General features: G+C 71.1%; 14 protein-coding genes and 1 tRNA gene. 8 read left to right on the top strand and 7 right to left on the bottom strand.

The genetic code is table 11. The features are described from left to right. Position 1 precedes the first annotated feature (1 nt). From ACX80K_RS16065 to galK, 3 genes are read left to right on the top strand one after another with little or no spacing between them, the layout of a single operon-like run. A complete protein-coding gene (locus ACX80K_RS16065) occupies positions 2-802 on the top strand; it encodes a DeoR/GlpR family DNA-binding transcription regulator (RefSeq protein WP_459272896.1) in 801 nt (266 codons plus the stop codon). Continuing rightward, the gene (galT, locus tag ACX80K_RS16060; protein ID WP_459272895.1) at positions 799-1926 is read left to right on the top strand and encodes a galactose-1-phosphate uridylyltransferase; all 1128 of its coding nucleotides are present in this window, start codon (positions 799-801) and stop codon (positions 1924-1926) included. Before ACX80K_RS16065 ends, galT begins: the two co-directional genes overlap by 4 nt. Next, positions 1923-3080, top strand: coding sequence for a galactokinase (galK, locus tag ACX80K_RS16055; protein WP_459272894.1), 1158 nt, complete (start codon positions 1923-1925; stop codon positions 3078-3080). Before galT ends, galK begins: the two co-directional genes overlap by 4 nt. 117 nt (positions 3081-3197) lie before the next feature. Here the strand turns inward: galK and ACX80K_RS16050 are convergent, their stop codons facing one another. After that, positions 3198-4052 (bottom strand): Bax inhibitor-1/YccA family protein, encoded by an 855-nt coding sequence (locus ACX80K_RS16050; RefSeq protein ID WP_459272893.1) that lies wholly within the window; start codon positions 4050-4052, stop codon positions 3198-3200. Positions 4053-4350: 298 nt separating this feature from the next. On the opposite strand from ACX80K_RS16050, the gene ACX80K_RS16045 reads away from it, so the two are divergent. The 5 genes from ACX80K_RS16045 to ACX80K_RS16025 all read left to right on the top strand — a co-directional run bounded on the left by ACX80K_RS16045 (position 4351) and on the right by ACX80K_RS16025 (position 9493). Then, positions 4351-5703 carry a branched-chain amino acid ABC transporter permease gene (locus ACX80K_RS16045; protein ID WP_459272892.1) on the top strand — a complete coding sequence of 451 codons (1353 nt, stop codon included), beginning with the start codon at positions 4351-4353 and terminating at the stop codon, positions 5701-5703. A gap of 9 nt (positions 5704-5712) precedes the next feature. Next, positions 5713-6693 carry a branched-chain amino acid ABC transporter permease gene (locus ACX80K_RS16040; protein ID WP_459272891.1) on the top strand — a complete coding sequence of 327 codons (981 nt, stop codon included), beginning with the start codon at positions 5713-5715 and terminating at the stop codon, positions 6691-6693. 200 nt (positions 6694-6893) lie between these two features. Then, positions 6894-7877, top strand: coding sequence for an ABC transporter ATP-binding protein (locus tag ACX80K_RS16035; protein ID WP_459272911.1), 984 nt, complete (start codon positions 6894-6896; stop codon positions 7875-7877). Beyond that, positions 7877-8617, top strand: coding sequence for an ABC transporter ATP-binding protein (locus tag ACX80K_RS16030; protein WP_459272890.1), 741 nt, complete (start codon positions 7877-7879; stop codon positions 8615-8617). The genes ACX80K_RS16035 and ACX80K_RS16030 overlap by 1 nt, the downstream gene beginning before the upstream one ends. A gap of 165 nt (positions 8618-8782) precedes the next feature. Next, the gene (locus tag ACX80K_RS16025) at positions 8783-9493 is read left to right on the top strand and encodes a hypothetical protein (protein WP_459272889.1); all 711 of its coding nucleotides are present in this window, start codon (positions 8783-8785) and stop codon (positions 9491-9493) included. A gap of 145 nt (positions 9494-9638) precedes the next feature. On the opposite strand, the gene ACX80K_RS16020 is transcribed toward ACX80K_RS16025, so the two are convergent. The 6 genes from ACX80K_RS16020 to ACX80K_RS15995 form a co-directional block, all read right to left on the bottom strand. Further along, entirely contained in the window at positions 9639-11036 is a 1398-nt protein-coding gene (locus tag ACX80K_RS16020) for an ABC transporter substrate-binding protein (RefSeq protein WP_459272888.1), read from the bottom strand. Between the two features lie 209 nt (positions 11037-11245). Further along, positions 11246-11318, bottom strand: a tRNA-Leu gene (locus tag ACX80K_RS16015). Between the two features lie 106 nt (positions 11319-11424). Beyond that, complete coding sequence (locus ACX80K_RS16010; RefSeq protein WP_459272887.1) at positions 11425-12864, bottom strand: NAD(P)/FAD-dependent oxidoreductase; 1440 nt, start codon at positions 12862-12864, stop codon at positions 11425-11427. 79 nt (positions 12865-12943) lie between these two features. Beyond that, positions 12944-14416, bottom strand: a complete 1473-nt coding sequence (locus tag ACX80K_RS16005; protein ID WP_459272886.1) for a S8 family serine peptidase — start codon at positions 14414-14416, stop codon at positions 12944-12946. Between the two features lie 4 nt (positions 14417-14420). Further along, positions 14421-15368 carry a Ppx/GppA phosphatase family protein gene (locus ACX80K_RS16000; protein WP_459272910.1) on the bottom strand — a complete coding sequence of 316 codons (948 nt, stop codon included), beginning with the start codon at positions 15366-15368 and terminating at the stop codon, positions 14421-14423. Further along, positions 15365-16111: a DUF501 domain-containing protein gene (locus ACX80K_RS15995; RefSeq protein ID WP_459272885.1), complete on the bottom strand. Its 747-nt coding sequence runs from the start codon at positions 16109-16111 to the stop codon at positions 15365-15367. Before ACX80K_RS15995 ends, ACX80K_RS16000 begins: the two co-directional genes overlap by 4 nt. Between the last annotated feature and the right edge of the window lie 17 nt (positions 16112-16128).

The raw sequence follows: 16128 nt of genomic DNA, 5'->3' as shown, positions 1-16128 counted from the left end.
CATGCTCGCAGCAGAACGCCATGCGGCGATCCTCGACCGCCTGACCCGCCAGCCCGCGGTCCGCGTGAGCGGCCTCGCGGTGTCCCTGGGGGTCTCCGAGATGACGGTCCGCCGCGACATCGACATCCTCGAGGCCCGGGGCGCGCTCGTCCGGGTGCACGGCGGCGCGGTCCGCCCCGGCAGCCTCAGCTCGGTCGAGGCCGGCTTCGACGCGAACCGGACGCGGGGCGGCGAGGCGAAACGCAGGATCGCGGCCGCCGCCGTCTCCCTTCTGGCACCCGGCATGACGGTGTCGATCACGGGCGGCACGACCACCTATGCGCTGGCACCCCTCCTCCCCGGCATCGAGGGGCTGACCGTCATCACCAACTCCCTCCCGCTGGCCGACGAACTGCACCGGCTGCGCGCCGCATCGCCGCGCGACGCCGCACCGCAGGTCCTGCTCTCGGGCGGCCAGCTCACGCCGTCGAAGGCCCTCGTCGGCCCCCTGGCCACCGGCGCCATCGCGTCACTGCGTGCCGACCTGTGCTTCATGGGGGCGCACGGCGTGGACGCCGACGCCGGCATCACCACCCCCAACCTCGCGGAGGCCGAGACGAACCAGGCGTTCGCCCGGACCTGCGGGCAGCTCGTCGTCCTCGCCGACGCCACCAAGATCGGCGTCGTGAGCCTCGCCCGCGTCTCCCCCCTCGACGCCGCCGCCGCCCTCGTCACCGACCGGCAGCCGGGCGACGACTACGCGGCCCGCACCCGCATCCTCTGCGACCCCGTCCCCGACCCCCACCTGGAAGAGCGACCATGACCCTCATCACCCCCACCCGCCTGTCCGACGGGCGCGAGCTGATCTACTTCGACGCACGGGAGGAGAGCGCCGCGCTGCACCGGGACGCCGCGGCGACATCCGACACGCGCGGCCTGCCCGCACGGGGACCGGCGGGCACCGCACGCTACGACGCCCTGACCGGCGAGTGGATCGCCGTCGCCGCCCACCGGCAGTCGAGGACGCACCTCCCGCCCGCGGACCAGTGCCCCCTCTGCCCCACGACCCCCGCGAACCTCTCGGAGATCCCCACCGACTACGAGGTCGTCGTCTTCGAGAACCGCTTCTCGTCCTTCGGACCCGACCTCGGCGAGCTCCCGGCGGCCCCGGAGTGGGGTACGACGGCGACGGCATTCGGACGATGCGAGGTGGTCGCCTTCGACTCGGCGCACGAGGGCTCCTTCGGCTCGCTCACCCCCGAGCGTGCCAGGACCGTCATCGACGCCTGGGCCCAGCGCACCGAGGCGCTGTCGGCGATGCCCGGCATCAAGCAGGTGTTCTGCTTCGAGAACCGCGGGGCGGACATCGGCGTGACCCTGCTCCACCCGCACGGGCAGATCTACGCCTACCCGTTCATCCCGCCGCGCGCCGCGACGCTCGCGGCCAGGGCGTCGGAGTTCTTCGAGGCGTCCGGCGGCACGCGCACCCTCATGGGCTCCGCACTCGCCTCCGAGCGCGCGTCCGGGGACCGCATGGTGATCGAGGGAGAGCACCTCAGTGCCTTCGTGCCGTTCGCGGCCCGGTGGCCGCTCGAGGTGCACCTGGTCCCCCACCGCCAGGTCGCCGACATCACGGGCCTCACGGGTGAGGAGCGCGACGAGCTGACCACGGTCTACCTCGAACTCCTCGGCCGGCTCGACGCCCTCTACCCGACCCCTACCCCGTACATCGCGGCCTGGCAGCAGGCCCCGATCGACGACCTGCTGAGGCCCGCGAGCTACCTCCACCTCCAGCTGACCTCGCCCCGCCGCGCCGCGGACAAGCTCAAGTTCCTCGCGGGCTCCGAGGCCGCGATGGGCGCCTTCATCAACGACACCACCCCGGAGAAGGTCGCTGAAGCACTCCGCAACGCGACTCCCGCTCCAGCACCTAAGGACCAGGCATGAACTCCACACCCCTCGACCTCGCGGCGGCCTTCGCCGAGCGCTTCGGCACCGAACCGGACGGCCTCTGGTCTGCTCCGGGGCGCGTCAACGTGATCGGCGAGCACACCGACTACAACGACGGCTTCGTGCTGCCCTTCGCCATCAAGCACTCGACGACGGTCGCGGCCGCCGTCCGGCCGGACCGGATCGTCCGGGTGGCGTCCACCTTCGCGCCCGACGACGCCCCCGTGACCGCCGACCTCGACACGCTCGAGGAGGGTGCCGTCGACGGGTGGGCGGCGTATCCGCTCGGCGTCCTGTGGGCCCTGGAGCAGTCGGGCTACCGCTGCCCCGGCATGGACCTCCTCGTCGACTCCTCGGTGCCCGTCGGCGCCGGCCTCTCCTCCTCTGCCGCGCTCGAGTGCTCCGTGGCCGTCGCCGCGAACGACCTCTCGGAGGCCGGCGTCTCGCGCCGCGAACTCGCGGCGATCGGGCAGCTCGCCGAGAACCGGATGGTGGGCGCCCCGACGGGCATCATGGACCAGTCCGCGTCCCTCCTCGGCGAAGTGGGCCACGCCGTCTTCCTCGACTGCCGCTCCGGGGACTCCCGGCTCGTCCCCCTCGACCTCGAGGGTGCCGGGCTCGAACTCATGGTCATCGACACGCGGGTCAGCCACTCGCATTCCACCGGCGGGTACGCGGCCCGACGACGCTCGTGCGAACTGGGTGCGGAGCTGATGGCCGTGCCGGCCCTCCGGGACCTCTCGGTCGAGGACCTCGCGGAGGCCGCGGGCGTACTCGACGAGGAGACCTTCCGGCGCGTGCGGCACATCGTCACCGAGAACGCACGGGTCCAGGACGCGGTGAAGGTGCTGACCAGCACGGGGCCGGCGGACCTCGGCCCGCTGCTCGTGGCCAGCCACGCCTCGATGCGCGACGACTTCGAGATCTCCTGCGCGGAACTGGACGCCGCCGTGGACGCCGCGCTCGACGCGGGCGCCCTCGGCGCCCGCATGACGGGCGGCGGCTTCGGCGGCGCGGCGATCGCCCTCGCGCGGGTCGGCGACGTCCCCGCCATCCGGTCGGCCGTCGAGAGGGCCTTCGCTGCCGCGGGCTTCCGCGCGCCGGTCGTCTTCAGCGTCCTGCCCGGCGCGGGAGCGGCACGCATCGCCTGACCGGACGCGACGACAGGAGAGGCCCGCAACCGGACGGTTGCGGGCCTCTCCTGTTCGGACACCGGGCGGGGCCCGGTGATGCCGGTGCTGGTTGCTGCTAGTCGCTGCTAGTCGCTGCTAGTCGCTGCCGCGGATGATCGCGATGATGCGGAGGATCTCGACGTAGAGCCAGACCAGCGTGACGGTGAGCCCGAACGCGGCGGTCCACGAGTACTTCTGCGGAGCGCCGTGGCGGACGCCGTCGCTGATCGACGTGAAGTCGATGATCAGCGAGAACGCGGCGAGGCCGATGGCCAGGATGCCGATGACGACACCGAAGGGGATGCCCGTGCCGAGGAAGTCGGCCCCGCGCAGTCCCCAGGGGTCGTCGTTCACGCCGAAGACCATGAGGCCGAGGTTCAGCAGCGAGAAGGCCGCGTAGCTGATCATGGCGATCATGAAGAACTTCATGGCCTTCGGGGTCGCGCGGACCTTGCCGCTCTTGAAGAGCGCGAGGGTCACGCCGAAGACGACCAGCGTCCCGAGGACGGCCTGCACGGCGATGCCCGGGAACATGGCCTCCAGGTACATCGTGATGCCGCCGAGGAACAGGCCCTCGAGTCCCGCGTAGGCGAGGATCAGCGCGGGCGACGGCTCGCGCTTGAAGGAGTTGACGAGGCCGAGCACGAAGCCGCCCAGTGCGCCGACCACCATGAGGGGGAGGGCGAGGCCCGGCAGGAGGAACGCCGGGACGGCCGCCCCGACGAGCACGACACCGAGGCACAGGAGCGTCTTGACGATGACGTCGTCGAAGGTCATGCGGCCGGTCTGCGCGGGCCCGGCCGACGGCTGGTTGTACATGTGCTCCAGCTGCTGCTGGTTCGCGACGGCCGTGCCGCCGTAGGTCATCGTCCCGAAGCCCGCGGTCTCGTTGCCGCGGGTAGCGGAACGGAAGTTCTTCCCGTTGAATACCGGATTGCCGCCAAGTGCCATTGTGAGTTCGTCCTCCATTAGGGGGCTGAGTGTTCGTCCAACCCTATCAATCCCAACGGTCCCGGCCGGGTTTCGTTCCCGGACGGCCTGTACACCACAGGGCCTACCGGACGCGGAATTTCAACTGGAAAGGCCCCTTGGTAAAACATTCGTTACCGAATCGCTACCTTGGCGGGATGCTTTTGCGGAAAGCCGAAACATGCCGCTAGTAACATGATCCCCACGTCCGTGACACTCGTCACAACTCTTGATCCCGGCGCCCGCCGCCGGGCCTGCCCCCACCGTGGAGGTTCCCATCTTGATCACCCTATCGACGCCTGCACGGATCAGGAGGTCGCTGCTCCTGGTGCTCGGCTTCCTGAGCATCGTGCTGCTCGGCGCCCCCGCGGCGCAGGCGTCCCCCGAGCTCCCCGATCCGGCACAGCACAGCACCGTGCTGCAGGCCCGGACCGCCGGGACCATCCAGGCCTCAGAATTCGACAACCGGATCGGCGGTGTCCTGCGCGGGGCCGACGGTCCCATCGCCGACGTCACGGTCACCGCGACGGGCAACGGCTTCGAAGGCGAAGCCACCTCCGGCCCCAACGGCGCCTGGAGCATCGGCGTGCCCGAGCAGGGCACCTACGAGGTGGCCATCGACGAGGACACCCTCCCCGAGGGCATCGCCCTCGCCGAGGGGCAGGAGAACCCCCGTCAGGTCACCTTCGCGAACACCTCCAGCGCCACGACGCTGTTCCTGTTCGGCGAAGGCATCGTCACGCAGCAGACCTCGTTCCTGGAGACCCTCGCCGAACGTGCCCTGGCCGGATTCAGCTTCGGACTCCTCCTCGCCCTCAGCGCCGTCGGGCTCTCCCTGATCTTCGGCACCACGGGCCTCACCAACTTCGCCCACGGCGAGATGGTGACCCTGGGCGCCGTCCTGGCGTTCGCCTTCGCGGGGGCGGGCCTCCCGATCGGCGTCGCTATCGTCCTCGCGGTCGTCGGCGGCGGGCTCCTCGGCTACGTGCAGGACGCCGGGCTCTGGAAGCCCCTCCGACGGCGCGGCACGGGCCTGGTGCCCATGATGATCGTGAGCATCGGCCTCGCCCTCGCCCTGCGGTACATCATCCAGTTCTTCTTCGGTGGGGCCACGCAGCAGCTGCCGGGCTCCCAGAGCGAGATCATCGACCTCGGGTCGGTGTCCATCTCCCGCAACAATCTGACGTCGCTCATCGTGAGCCTCGTGATCATCCTCGTGGTCGCGTTCCTGCTCCTGCGTACGCGCATCGGCAAGGCCACCCGCGCGGTCGCGGACAACCCCGCCCTCGCGGCGGCCTCGGGCATCGACGTGGACCGCGTCATCCGCATCGTGTGGGTCATCGGCGGCATGCTCGCGGCCCTCGGCGGCATCCTCTGGGCCTACTACCGGCCGGGCGTGTCCTACAACATGGGCCAGCAGATCCTGCTGCTCATCTTCGCCGGCGTCACCCTCGGCGGACTGGGCACCGTCTTCGGCGCGCTCGTCGGTTCCATCATCGTCGGGCTGTTCGTGGAGATCTCCACGATCTGGCTCGAGGCAGACCTCAAATACGTGGGAGCGCTGCTGATCATGATTCTCGTGCTCCTGTTCCGGCCGCAGGGTATCCTCGGCCGCCGAGAGCGCATAGGTTAGGGGCTCCCCATGGACTTCGGAAACATCCTCGTCAACGCCTTCGGCGAACTGATCAGCCCGACCACGGCGGCCTACGCGCTCGCCGCGCTCGGCCTCGCCGTCCACTTCGGCTACTCCGGCCTCCTGAACTTCGGCCAGGCCGGGTTCATGGCCGTCGGCGCCTACGGGTACGCCATCTCCACCCTCAGCTTCAACGCACCGCTGCCCGTGGCGGTCCTCGTCGCACTGCTGGCCTCGGTGGTCTTCGCGATCGTGCTCGGCATACCCACGCTGCGGCTCCGGGCGGACTACCTCGCCATCGTGACCATCGCGGCCGCCGAGATCATCCGCTACATCGTGACCACCAACGGCCTCACCGACGTCACGGGCTCCGCCAACGGACTCGCGGCGTTCGAGGGCGGCTTCTACGGCCTCAACCCGTTCCCTCCCGGCACCTACAACATCGGCCCGCTCGGGATGAACGAGCGCGACTTCTGGATCCGCATCGTCGGCTGGAGCGTCGTCATCATCGCCTGCCTCGTGGTCTGGCTCCTCATGCGCAGCCCCTGGGGCCGCGTGCTGAAGGGCATCCGCGAGGACGAGAACGCCGTGCGCTCCCTCGGCAAGAACGTCTACGCCTACAAGATGCAGGCCCTCGTGATCGGCGGTGTCCTCGGGTCGCTCGCGGGCATCATCTTCACCCTGCCCCGCGGGGCCGTGCAGCCGGCGAACTACGCGACGGAGCTGACGTTCTTCCTCTACACCTGCCTCCTCCTCGGAGGCATGGCCACCGTCCTCGGACCGGTCATCGGCGCGATGATCTTCTGGGTGGTGCTCTCGTTGACGCAGGGGCTGCTGTACGGCGCGATCGAGGTCGGCGCCATCACGTTCCTGTCCAACTCACAGGCGGGTCAGCTCCGCTACATCCTCGTGGGTGTGGCACTGATGCTGCTCATGGTCTTCAGGCCGCAGGGCGTCCTGGGTAACAAGAAGGAGTTGGCGTTCGCATGACCGGCAGCCACAGCAACAGCAATCCCGACGCCGCCGCGACACCGGGCGACGACGGACGGGCGGGCGGCGCGCACGCCGTCGGCGACGCGTCCACCGCGTCCACCGCGTCCGCCCGGTCCACCGGGCCGGCCGCCGCGCCGGTCGCATCCGCCGCGCCGGCAGCGCCGGCAGCGGCCGCGGTGCCCGCAGGGCACGACCACATGACGGACTCCGAGCCCATCACCACGGGCGAGGCGGGCCCGGGGTGCCCGAAGCGGGATCCCATCGTGATCGCCAAGAACGTGACGCGCAGCTTCGGCGGCATCAACGCCGTCGACGTCGAGCACCTCGAGATCCCCCGGCACAAGATCACCGCGCTGATCGGCCCCAACGGCGCCGGGAAGACGACCCTGTTCAACCTGCTGACCGGGTTCGACACCCCGAACAGCGGCGACTGGGAGTTCGACGGCAAGCCCCTCGCCAAGGTCGCCTCGCACAAGGTGGCCCGCATGGGCATGGTCCGCACGTTCCAGCTGACCAAGGTCATGGGCAAGCTCACCGTCATGGAGAACATGCGCCTGGGTGCCACGGACCAGCCGGGCGAGAGCCTCGCCCGGGCCCTGTTCAAGGGCATCTGGGGTGGCCGCGAGCGTGAGATCACCGAGCAGGCCGAGGTGCTGCTGACGAAGTTCAAGCTCGACACCAAGCGGGACGACTACGCGGCCTCGCTCTCCGGCGGCCAGCGCAAACTCCTCGAGATGGCGCGCGCGCTCATGGTGCGGCCCCGGCTCGTGATGCTCGACGAACCGATGGCCGGCGTCAACCCGGCGCTGACGCAGTCGCTCCTCGACCACATCAAGAACCTCAAGGCCGAGGGCATGACCGTCCTGTTCGTGGAGCACGACATGCACATGGTCCGGCACATCGCGGACTGGGTCGTGGTCATGGCCGAGGGCAAGGTCGTCGCGGAGGGCCCGCCGGACATCGTCATGAAGGACCAGGCCGTCATCGACGCCTACCTGGGGGCCCACCACGACGTGGACCTCGGCGACTCCACGGGCATCGAACGCCTCGAGGAGGAACTGGCCAACGACGAGGAGTCGGTGGTCGGCACCGAGAACGAGGGGATCCTCGGGCACGGCGTCACGGAGGTCGGCGGAACGCACGCCGCCGGTGCCGCACACAAGGATGAGGAGACGAAGTAATGGATGAATTCGAGGGCGACTCCGTCGTCAAGGTCACCGATCTCGTCGCCGGTTACCTCCCGGGGGTGAACATCCTCAACGGGTGCAGCATCGAGGCGCGCCGTGGCGAGCTCATCGGGATCATCGGCCCGAACGGGGCGGGCAAGTCGACGCTCCTGAAGGCGATGTTCGGTCTGGTGAAGGTCCACTCGGGAACCGTCGTGGTGCGCGGGCAGGACCTCACGGGGCTGAAGGCCAACAAGCTGGTCAGCCGGGGCGTCGGGTTCGTGCCGCAGAACAACAACGTCTTCAGCACGCTGACCATCGAGGAGAACCTCCAGATGGGCATGTACCAGCGGCCCAAGGACTTCAAGGAGCGCTTCGACTTCGTCGCGAGCCTGTTCCCCGAACTGGGCAAGCGGAAGGCGCAGCGCGCCGGTTCGCTCTCCGGCGGCGAGCGGCAGATGGTCGCCATGGGCCGGGCCCTCATGATGGACCCCGCCGTGCTGCTGCTCGACGAACCGTCGGCGGGCCTCTCCCCCGTCAAGCAGGACGAGACGTTCCTGCGCGTCCACGAGATCAACCGGGCCGGCGTCTCGGTGATCATGGTGGAGCAGAACGCCCGCCGCTGCCTGCAGATCTGCGATCGCGCCTACGTTCTCGACCAGGGCAAGGACGCCTACACGGGGACGGGCCGCGAACTGATGAAGGACCCGAAGGTCATCCAGCTCTACCTCGGCACGCTCGCGGACACCGCGTGAGGCAGCAGGACTGAGCCGGGAGTGACCCGGGAGTGACCCGGGAGTAGTCGGGGCGCGGAGCGCAAGGGATGGGCGGGGCCGGCAACGGGTCCGCCCATCCGTGCGTCCGGGCCGCTACGTTGGCAGGAGGGACGCCGGACGGCGGACCGCGAGGAGGGACGCCCCATGGCAGGACTGGCCAGCAGCGCGATCGGCACGGGCTTCGAGGTCGTGTTCCGCGGCATCAAGCGCGTGCGCCGGCACCGCCCGATCCACTCGCGGGGCCTGAGGCTGGCAGGGACCGCCGTGGTGCACGACCACGGCCTCACCAGCGGCATCCCGTGGATCGACCGGCCGGGCGAGGGTGCGGTCACGGCGCGGATCTCACGGTCCGCGGGGACCCCGGACGGGCTGCCCGACGTCGTCGGGCTCGCCCTGCGCCTCCACCATGCCGCTGGCGGGCCCGCCCCGTCGACGTTCTCCGACGTCCTGCTGTCCTCGACCGGCTGGTCCTTCCCCGGCCGGTTCGTGCTGGTGCCGAGGCTCGGCGTCTCGCGCGCGCCGCTGGGCACCATGATGCCGTACCGCGGCGAGTCCGGACCGGTGCTCCTCGCCGCGCGGACGCTGCGTCCTACGGGGCTCCCCTCGTCCCTCCGCGGCTTCGCCCGCACCCTCGGCGACGCGCCGTGGCAGCTCGGGCTGTACTTCGCCACGCCGCGCGGCCGCTGGCAACACTTCGGCACCCTCACGCTGCGCCTCGACCCGACCGGCGAGGAGAAGGACCTGCGGTTCGACGCCGTCCTCCACCCCCTCGCGGGCGCCGGGACCTACGACTGGGCACGGAGGGTGCGCGAGCCCTCCTACGCCCTCGCCAGGCGCGCGCCGGGCGACTCCTGACGGACCGCGGCTCTCCCCGACCCGGTTCTCCCCGAGACAGCACGAGGCCCCGGTCGCTCCCTCTCGAGGAGGGGCGGCCGGGGCCTCGTGCTGGAGTGCTCGCCCGGGACGTGCTCACCGCCGGCCGGAATGGCCGGCAGCGGCCCTAGAGCTTGCCGACCTCGGAACGGCTCGGCTGGGGCTTGTTGTCGGCGTCGTACTTGTAGATGCCGATGGCGGCCTCGGTGGGATCGCCCTTCTCGTCGAAGGAGACGGGACCGGAGATGCCGTCGTAGTCGATGTCCTCACCGTTGCGGAGCAGGGTCACGCAGCCGGCGAAGTCGAAGCACTTGGTGCCGTCCTTCGACACCGACTCGAGCTGCGCGGCGATCGCGGTACCCTCGACGCTTCCCGCGGCCTCGGAGGCGAGCGAGATGAGGTTCACGGCGTCGTAGCTCTCACCGGCGTAGGCGTAGCTGGTCAGCGCGGGATCGACGGTGGCGAGGGCTTCCTGGAACCCGGTACCGGTGAAGGGGCCGGGGATGGTGCCCTGCGCCCCCTCGAGCGTACCCGGATCCAGGTCCTTGCTGTAGTCGGAGGTGTTGCCGTCGACCATGAAGATCGAGCTGGCCTCGAGGCCCTTCGCGACGAGCAGCGGGACGATGCTCTTGGCCTCGTCGAAGCTGATCAGCACGATCGCGTCGGGCTTCGCCGCGGCGATCGCGTCCACCTGGCTGGAGAACTGCGAGTCGCCGGTGTTGAACATCTCGTTCGCGACGACCTGGCCGCCCGCACCCTCGACGGTCTCCTGGATGTTGCCCTGCAGGCCGGTGCCGTAGGAGTCGTTCAGCGTGATCATGCCGACGGTCTGGGCGCCGCACTCCATGATGTAGTTGCCGAGCGTACGGCCCTGGAGGACGTCGGACGGTGCGGTGCGGAAGTACAGTCCCTTGTCGTCCCAGTCGGTGAACTCCGGCGACGTGTTGGCGGGCGAGAACTGCACCACGCCGGCGCCGGTGATCTGGTTGATGACGGTCTTGGAGACGCCCGAGGACGCGGCGCCGACGATCGCGCTGACGTTCTGGGACAGCAGGTCCGTCACGGACTGGGTGGCGATGTCGGTGGTGGTGTCGCCCGAGTCGCGGTGCGTGATCGAGATGTCCTGGCCGAGGACGCCTCCGGCCTCGTTGACCTCGTTGACGGCGAGGTTGACGCCCGCGATCTCCGGCGGGCCGAGGAACGCGAGGGTTCCGGTCGTCGGCAGGATGGAGCCGAGCTTGAGCGGTTCGGGGCTGGTGGTCTTGCTGGCGGGCACGGCGGCGGGGTCACCCTTCTCGCCCTGCTCCTCACCTGCGCCCCCTTCGCTCTCCGGGCACGCCAGCGCGGACGTCGCCGCTGCGGCGCTGGTCTCGGCGTCGCCGCCTTCGGCCTCGGAACCGGTGGAACCGCCGCCGCCGCAGCCGGAGGCGAAGAGCGCGATGCCCAGACCCAGGGCCGCGACCTTGGCCGCTCGCGGGGCACTCTCCCCGATGCCGAAACGCACCGAGTTGCGTGTTGCAGTCATGAATTAGTCTCCTCGACCGAAAGGCTCTTACTGCCTTTGATGCTGTCGCCAGGTATTCCTGGCCTGTAGGAAAAGCTAATCCAAATTTGTGTCTGAGATAAGGGAATCGGGTTACATCCTTGTAACGCTCGTCACAGGGATCCCGTCGGACCCTTGACACCGGGCGCTGCACAGCTCCCTGAGTATTCCGGCCCGTGTCCGGCCGCCCGTGCCCCAGCAGGGACTCGAACCCTGACTGAACAGATTTTAAGTCTGCTGCCTCTGCCATTGGGCTACTGGGGCGGTTCCGCCGGATCAGCCTACCGCGGCCGGGCCGCCGTCCGGCGGGGAGATGCAGGACGACGGCGACCCCGGGGGGTCGCCGTCGTCGCTTCTGCGGTTCCTGGTGTCAGGCGGACGCCTTGGCCCCCGAGGCCTGTCCGGCCGGCGTCGGCGGTGCGCTCTGCAGGGCCGTGTCCTTCTTCGGCGGCGGGGTGGCCGCTTCGCGGAACTGGCGCTGCGGGGTCTGCAGGTCGGACAGCGGAGCGAGGTCGCGGCCGAACAGGAAGCTCATGCTCCAGTTGACGATGACGCGGGCCTTGCGCTCGTACATGGGCATCGCGAAGCCGTGGTAGCCGCGATGCGCCAGCCAGGCCGGGAAGCCCTTCATGCCGAAGCCCATGATGTTCGCGACACCCTTGAACTGGCCGAAGCCGGCGACGGCTCCGAGGTTGGTGTGGCGGTATTCCTTGACCTCACCCACGCCGTAGTTCTCGGCGAGGATGTTGGCGGCCAGGAGCTTCGCCTGGCGGACGGCGTGCTGGGCGTTGGGGACGCAGAAGCCTCCCACTCCCCCGCCGGTGAGGTCGGGCACGGCCGCGACGTCGCCGGCGGTCCAGGCGTGCCGGACGGGTCCGTCGTCGCCCGTGATGCGGAGCTCGGGGGTGGCGCGGACCCGGCCGCGCTCGTCGACGGGGAAGTCGGTGGACCGCACGACCGGGTTCGCCTGGACCCCTGCGGTCCACAGGAGCGTGTCGGTCTCGAACTCGTCGGCCGCGCTCTTGTCCGGCATGTTGATGAGCTTGAGGGTGCCGTCCTTCGCGCTGGAGAGCGAGGTGTTCAGCAGGACCTCGATCTCGCGGGAGCGGAGGTGCTCCACGACCCACTCGGCCTGCTCGGCGGTGACCTCGGGCATGATGCGGCCCATGGCCTCGACGAGGACGAAGCGGAGGTCGGAGCGGCTGAGGCGGCCGTTGGCCTTCACGGCGTCGCGGGCGGCGTCCTCCATCTCGGTGATGGCCTCGATGCCGGCGAATCCGCCGCCGACGACGACGAAGGTCAGCGCGCGGTCGCGTTCGGGGCCCTCGGGCATGACGGAGCCGGTCTCGATGCGCTCGAGCATCCTGTCGCGCAGCGCGACGGCCTCCTCGATGGTCTTCAGGCCGATGCCCTGGTCCTTGAGGCCGTCGATCGGGAAGGTGCGGGTGATGGAGCCGGCGGCGACGACGACGTCGGTGTAGCCGAGCTCGAAGGACTCGCCACCGCCCGTGGGCTCGATGGTGGCCGTGCGGCCGGCGTGGTCGATCGAGGTGACCTTGCCCGAGATCAGCTCCGTCTTGCGGAGGTGCTTGCGGTGGGACACGATCGCGTGGCGCGGCTCGATGCTGCCGGCGGCCACCTCGGGGAGGAAGGGCTGGTAGGTCATGTAGGGCAGGGGGTCGACCAGCGTGACGATGCCGCCGTGGTCCTTGACCTGTTTCTGCAGCCGGTGCGCGACGTACAGGCCGACGTAGCCGCCGCCGACGACGAGGATGCGCGGGCGGTCGGAGAAGTGTGGGTTCGATGCCATGCCCACGATGTTACCGGACTTTGTGAAAATCTTCACTAGCTCGGGAGGCATCCCGGAACCCGCCGGCGACCCCGCTCGTTCAGGCCCCCGGCGGGGAGGCCGGGCCCTCCGAGGGGCGGGCCGCGGCGTCCCGGGCAGGGTCCCGGACGGGGGTTCCGGAAGGGTCCGTGGAGAGGTCCGCGGGCGCCCCGGCACGCCGGTGCACACGTGCCACGTGCGCGGCTCCGCCCAGCAGCATCGCGAGCAGGAGGCCGCCGAAACCGAGCACCACGAACGCGGGGAGGTTGTGCACGGAGGTGAGGGGGTCCTCGGCCTGCGGGGCCGCCGGCGGCGGGATGACCTCCGCGGGTGGTTCGGCGGGGGCCGACGGTGCGGGGGCGGGCGTCTGCCCTCCCCGCCGGTAGAGCTCGATCCATTCGGCCATGCTGCCGAGCCGGTTCTCCGCCGGGACGGCCACGTCCTTGCCCACGGCGGCGGCGACGTCGAGGATCCCGTAGCCGTAGAGCGTGTCGAAGCCGGGGGTCCCGGCGTCCCGGGCCGTCCCGACGATCCGGTTCACGACCTGCGCCGCCGAGAGCTCGGGGTACCGCGCGCGGATCAGGGCGGCCACGCCCGACACGAGGGGCGCGGCGCCGGACGTGCCGGACCAGTCGGCGTAGAAACCGCCGGGGAGCCCGCCGACGAGGTTCTCGGACGGCGCGGCGACGGCGATGCTGATGCCCTCGCTGGAGGCCTCCGCGCTGGCGACCCCGGACCGGTCCAGCCCGGCGACGGCCAGGACGCCGGGGATGGTCGCGGGGGCGCCGACCTGCGTCAGGCCGCCGGCGCGGTTGCCCGCCGCCGCGACGACGACGACGTCGTTCTCCTCCGCGTACAGGAAGGCGTCGTCCCAGCTCTCCGGCCAGGCGGTGCTGGTGCTGCCGAGCGACATGTTGATGACCTCCGCGCCGTTGTCGACCGCCCAGCGGACGGCGTCGGGCACCTGCTGGTCGACCGAGACGCCCGCCGGGTTGGGGCCGCTGTTCTGGCCCTCGATGAAGACGGAGACGGCGAGCAGGTCGGCCTTCGGTGCGACGCCGACGATGCCGTCGGGACCCTCGCCGTACTGGCCGAGGGGCCCGTCTCCCGGGTCGGCGGGCGGGCTCGCGGGGGGCGTCGCCCTGCCGCTGCGCGCCGCGGAGGGGGCGGGGGCCGGTTCGGCGTCGGTGTGTCCGCGCCCGGCGAGGAGCGTGCCCACGAGGGTGCCGTGGCCGGCGACCTCCCCGATGCCGCGCTGCCCGCCGGGGTCGCCGGCGCCGGAGGCATCGGTGCCGCCGACGACGGCCCCGACGAGGTCGGGGTGGGTCCCGTCGATCCCGCTGTCGATGACCGCCACGGTGACGCCCTCGCCCTGCGTGCTCTTCCAGGCCTCGGTGATCCCGTAGTCCTCGAGCCAGTACTCCTTGTCGCGGACCTCGTCCGCGGCTGCGGGCACCGCCCCGGGCAGCAGGACGGCGAGGGCGACGGCGAACCCCACCCCGGCCCGGACCGACCGGCGCGCTCGACTGCGCATCAGCTCAGCCGACCCGGTCCGCGACGCTCAGCGCGATCCCGTCCAGGATGTCGTGCTCGCTGGCGAGCGCCGTCGTGACGCGTCCGTCCGTGACCGCGGCGACGCGCTCGACGACGGACGCCCAGATCAGGGCGCCCGCGCCGATCACGTCGACGCGCCCGGGGTGCATGTAGGGCAGCGCGGCCCGGGCGGCGCGGGGCAGGTGCAGGAGGTCCGTGGCCGCGGCCGAGATCGCGGCGATGGGGAGCTCGGCGCCGTGGATGCTCTCGGGCCGGTAGCCGGGCAGGTCGAGGGCGTGGGCCGTCACGGTCGTGACGCTGCCCGCGACGCCCACGATCTTCGTGATGCGGTCGAGGGGGACCTCGGCCGCGGCCTCGTCGATGAGGCGCCCCACCTCCGCCGTCATCGCCGTGATCTGGGCGTCGGTGGGCGGATCGTCCCGGAGGAAGCGCTCGGTGTAGCGGACGCAGCCCATGTCGGTGCTGCGGGCCGCGATCAGCCCCGCCGTCGTGCCCGCGACGAACTCGGTGCTGCCGCCGCCGACGTCGACCACGAGGACGGTCTCGTCCACGGCGGTCGCGAGGACGCTCACGGCCCCGTCGAAGGAGAGGCGCGCCTCCTCGTCCCCGGAGACGACCTCGGGCTCCACGCCGAGGCGCGCCCGGATGCCGTCGACGAAGTCCTGGCGGTTCTCGGCGTCGCGCGAGGCGGAGGTCGCGACGAACCGCAGGGGCGGATTGCCGTGCGCCTCGATGAGTGCCGCGTACTCCTCCGCCGCGGTGAAGGTGCGTGCGAGCGCCGCCTCGGACAGGCGCCCTGTCGCGTCGACGCCCTCGCCGAGGCGCACGACGCGCATGAGCCGGACGACGTCGGTCAGGGCGCCGTCCTCGCTGTCGGCGATCAGGAGGCGGATGGAGTTGGTGCCGCAGTCGATGGCAGCTGTGCGCATCAGGTCTCCTCGATGGGTACGGAGCGGCGCGGGCCGGCGGCGCCGGCGGGTCCGTCCGCGGTCGGTGGTGCGTGGGCGGCGTCGCGGCGGGCCGCGCGCTTGGCGTCGAGCTCCTCGGCGCTGAGGCCCTGCGTCCGGGTGTGCCTGCTGAGATCGGCGGAGGGTGCCTGGCCCGTGGTGTCCCACGCCCCCTCGCAGGAGCAGCGGTCGGGCGTCCACCACGTGGCTATCCGCGCGATCGCCTCGTCACCCAGCGGATTGACGCCGGGACCCGCGGCGAGGGAGTGCCCCACGAGGACGTGGAGGCATTTGACGCGCGTCGGCATCCCGCCGGCCGACACGCCGGCGATCTCGGGGACGTCGCCCGTCCCCGCGCGCTCCCCGACCGCGGCACGTGCGGCGAGGTAGGCCTCGTGTGCCGCGCGGTAACGGCCGGCCAGGGCCGGGTCGTCAGCGAGCCGGTCGGTCATCTCGGTCATGACCCCCTCGGCCTCGAGGCGGGACACCGCGGACGTGACGACGGGGTGGCTGAGGTAGTACGTGGTGGGGAAGGGGATGCCGTTGGACAGCCGCGGGGCGGTCGTGGCGACGAGCGGGTTCCCGCAGACGCAGCGGGCCCCGATCTCCACGACGTCGCGGACGGGACGGTTCAGCTGCCGGCTGAGGACGTCGAGGTCCCGCTCGCTCGGGGTCCTCGGGTCGGCTCCCGGGTGCCGGGGATGGTCGTGCTGGTCCTGCTGGGTCACGCTGTTCCTTCCTGGGA

The sequence above is a fragment of the Arthrobacter sorbitolis genome (genome assembly GCF_054510995.1).
Note: the sequence above shows the minus strand (reverse complement) of the source record. Positions and strands in the feature narration are given on the sequence as shown.

Excerpts from the sequence above, each read along its gene's own strand:
- ACX80K_RS16065 (WP_459272896.1), top strand. The coding sequence starts at position 2 with ATGCTCGCAGCAGAACGCCATGCGGCGATCCTCGACCGCCTGACCCGC.
- galT (WP_459272895.1), top strand. The coding sequence starts at position 799 with ATGACCCTCATCACCCCCACCCGCCTGTCCGACGGGCGCGAGCTGATC.
- galK (WP_459272894.1), top strand. The coding sequence starts at position 1,923 with ATGAACTCCACACCCCTCGACCTCGCGGCGGCCTTCGCCGAGCGCTTC.
- ACX80K_RS16050 (WP_459272893.1), bottom strand. The coding sequence starts at position 4,052 with ATGGCACTTGGCGGCAATCCGGTATTCAACGGGAAGAACTTCCGTTCC.
- ACX80K_RS16040 (WP_459272891.1), top strand. The coding sequence starts at position 5,713 with ATGGACTTCGGAAACATCCTCGTCAACGCCTTCGGCGAACTGATCAGC.
- ACX80K_RS16035 (WP_459272911.1), top strand. The coding sequence starts at position 6,894 with ATGACGGACTCCGAGCCCATCACCACGGGCGAGGCGGGCCCGGGGTGC.
- ACX80K_RS16030 (WP_459272890.1), top strand. The coding sequence starts at position 7,877 with ATGGATGAATTCGAGGGCGACTCCGTCGTCAAGGTCACCGATCTCGTC.
- ACX80K_RS16025 (WP_459272889.1), top strand. The coding sequence starts at position 8,783 with ATGGCAGGACTGGCCAGCAGCGCGATCGGCACGGGCTTCGAGGTCGTG.
- ACX80K_RS16020 (WP_459272888.1), bottom strand. The coding sequence starts at position 11,036 with ATGACTGCAACACGCAACTCGGTGCGTTTCGGCATCGGGGAGAGTGCC.
- ACX80K_RS16010 (WP_459272887.1), bottom strand. The coding sequence starts at position 12,864 with ATGGCATCGAACCCACACTTCTCCGACCGCCCGCGCATCCTCGTCGTC.
- ACX80K_RS16005 (WP_459272886.1), bottom strand. The coding sequence starts at position 14,416 with ATGCGCAGTCGAGCGCGCCGGTCGGTCCGGGCCGGGGTGGGGTTCGCC.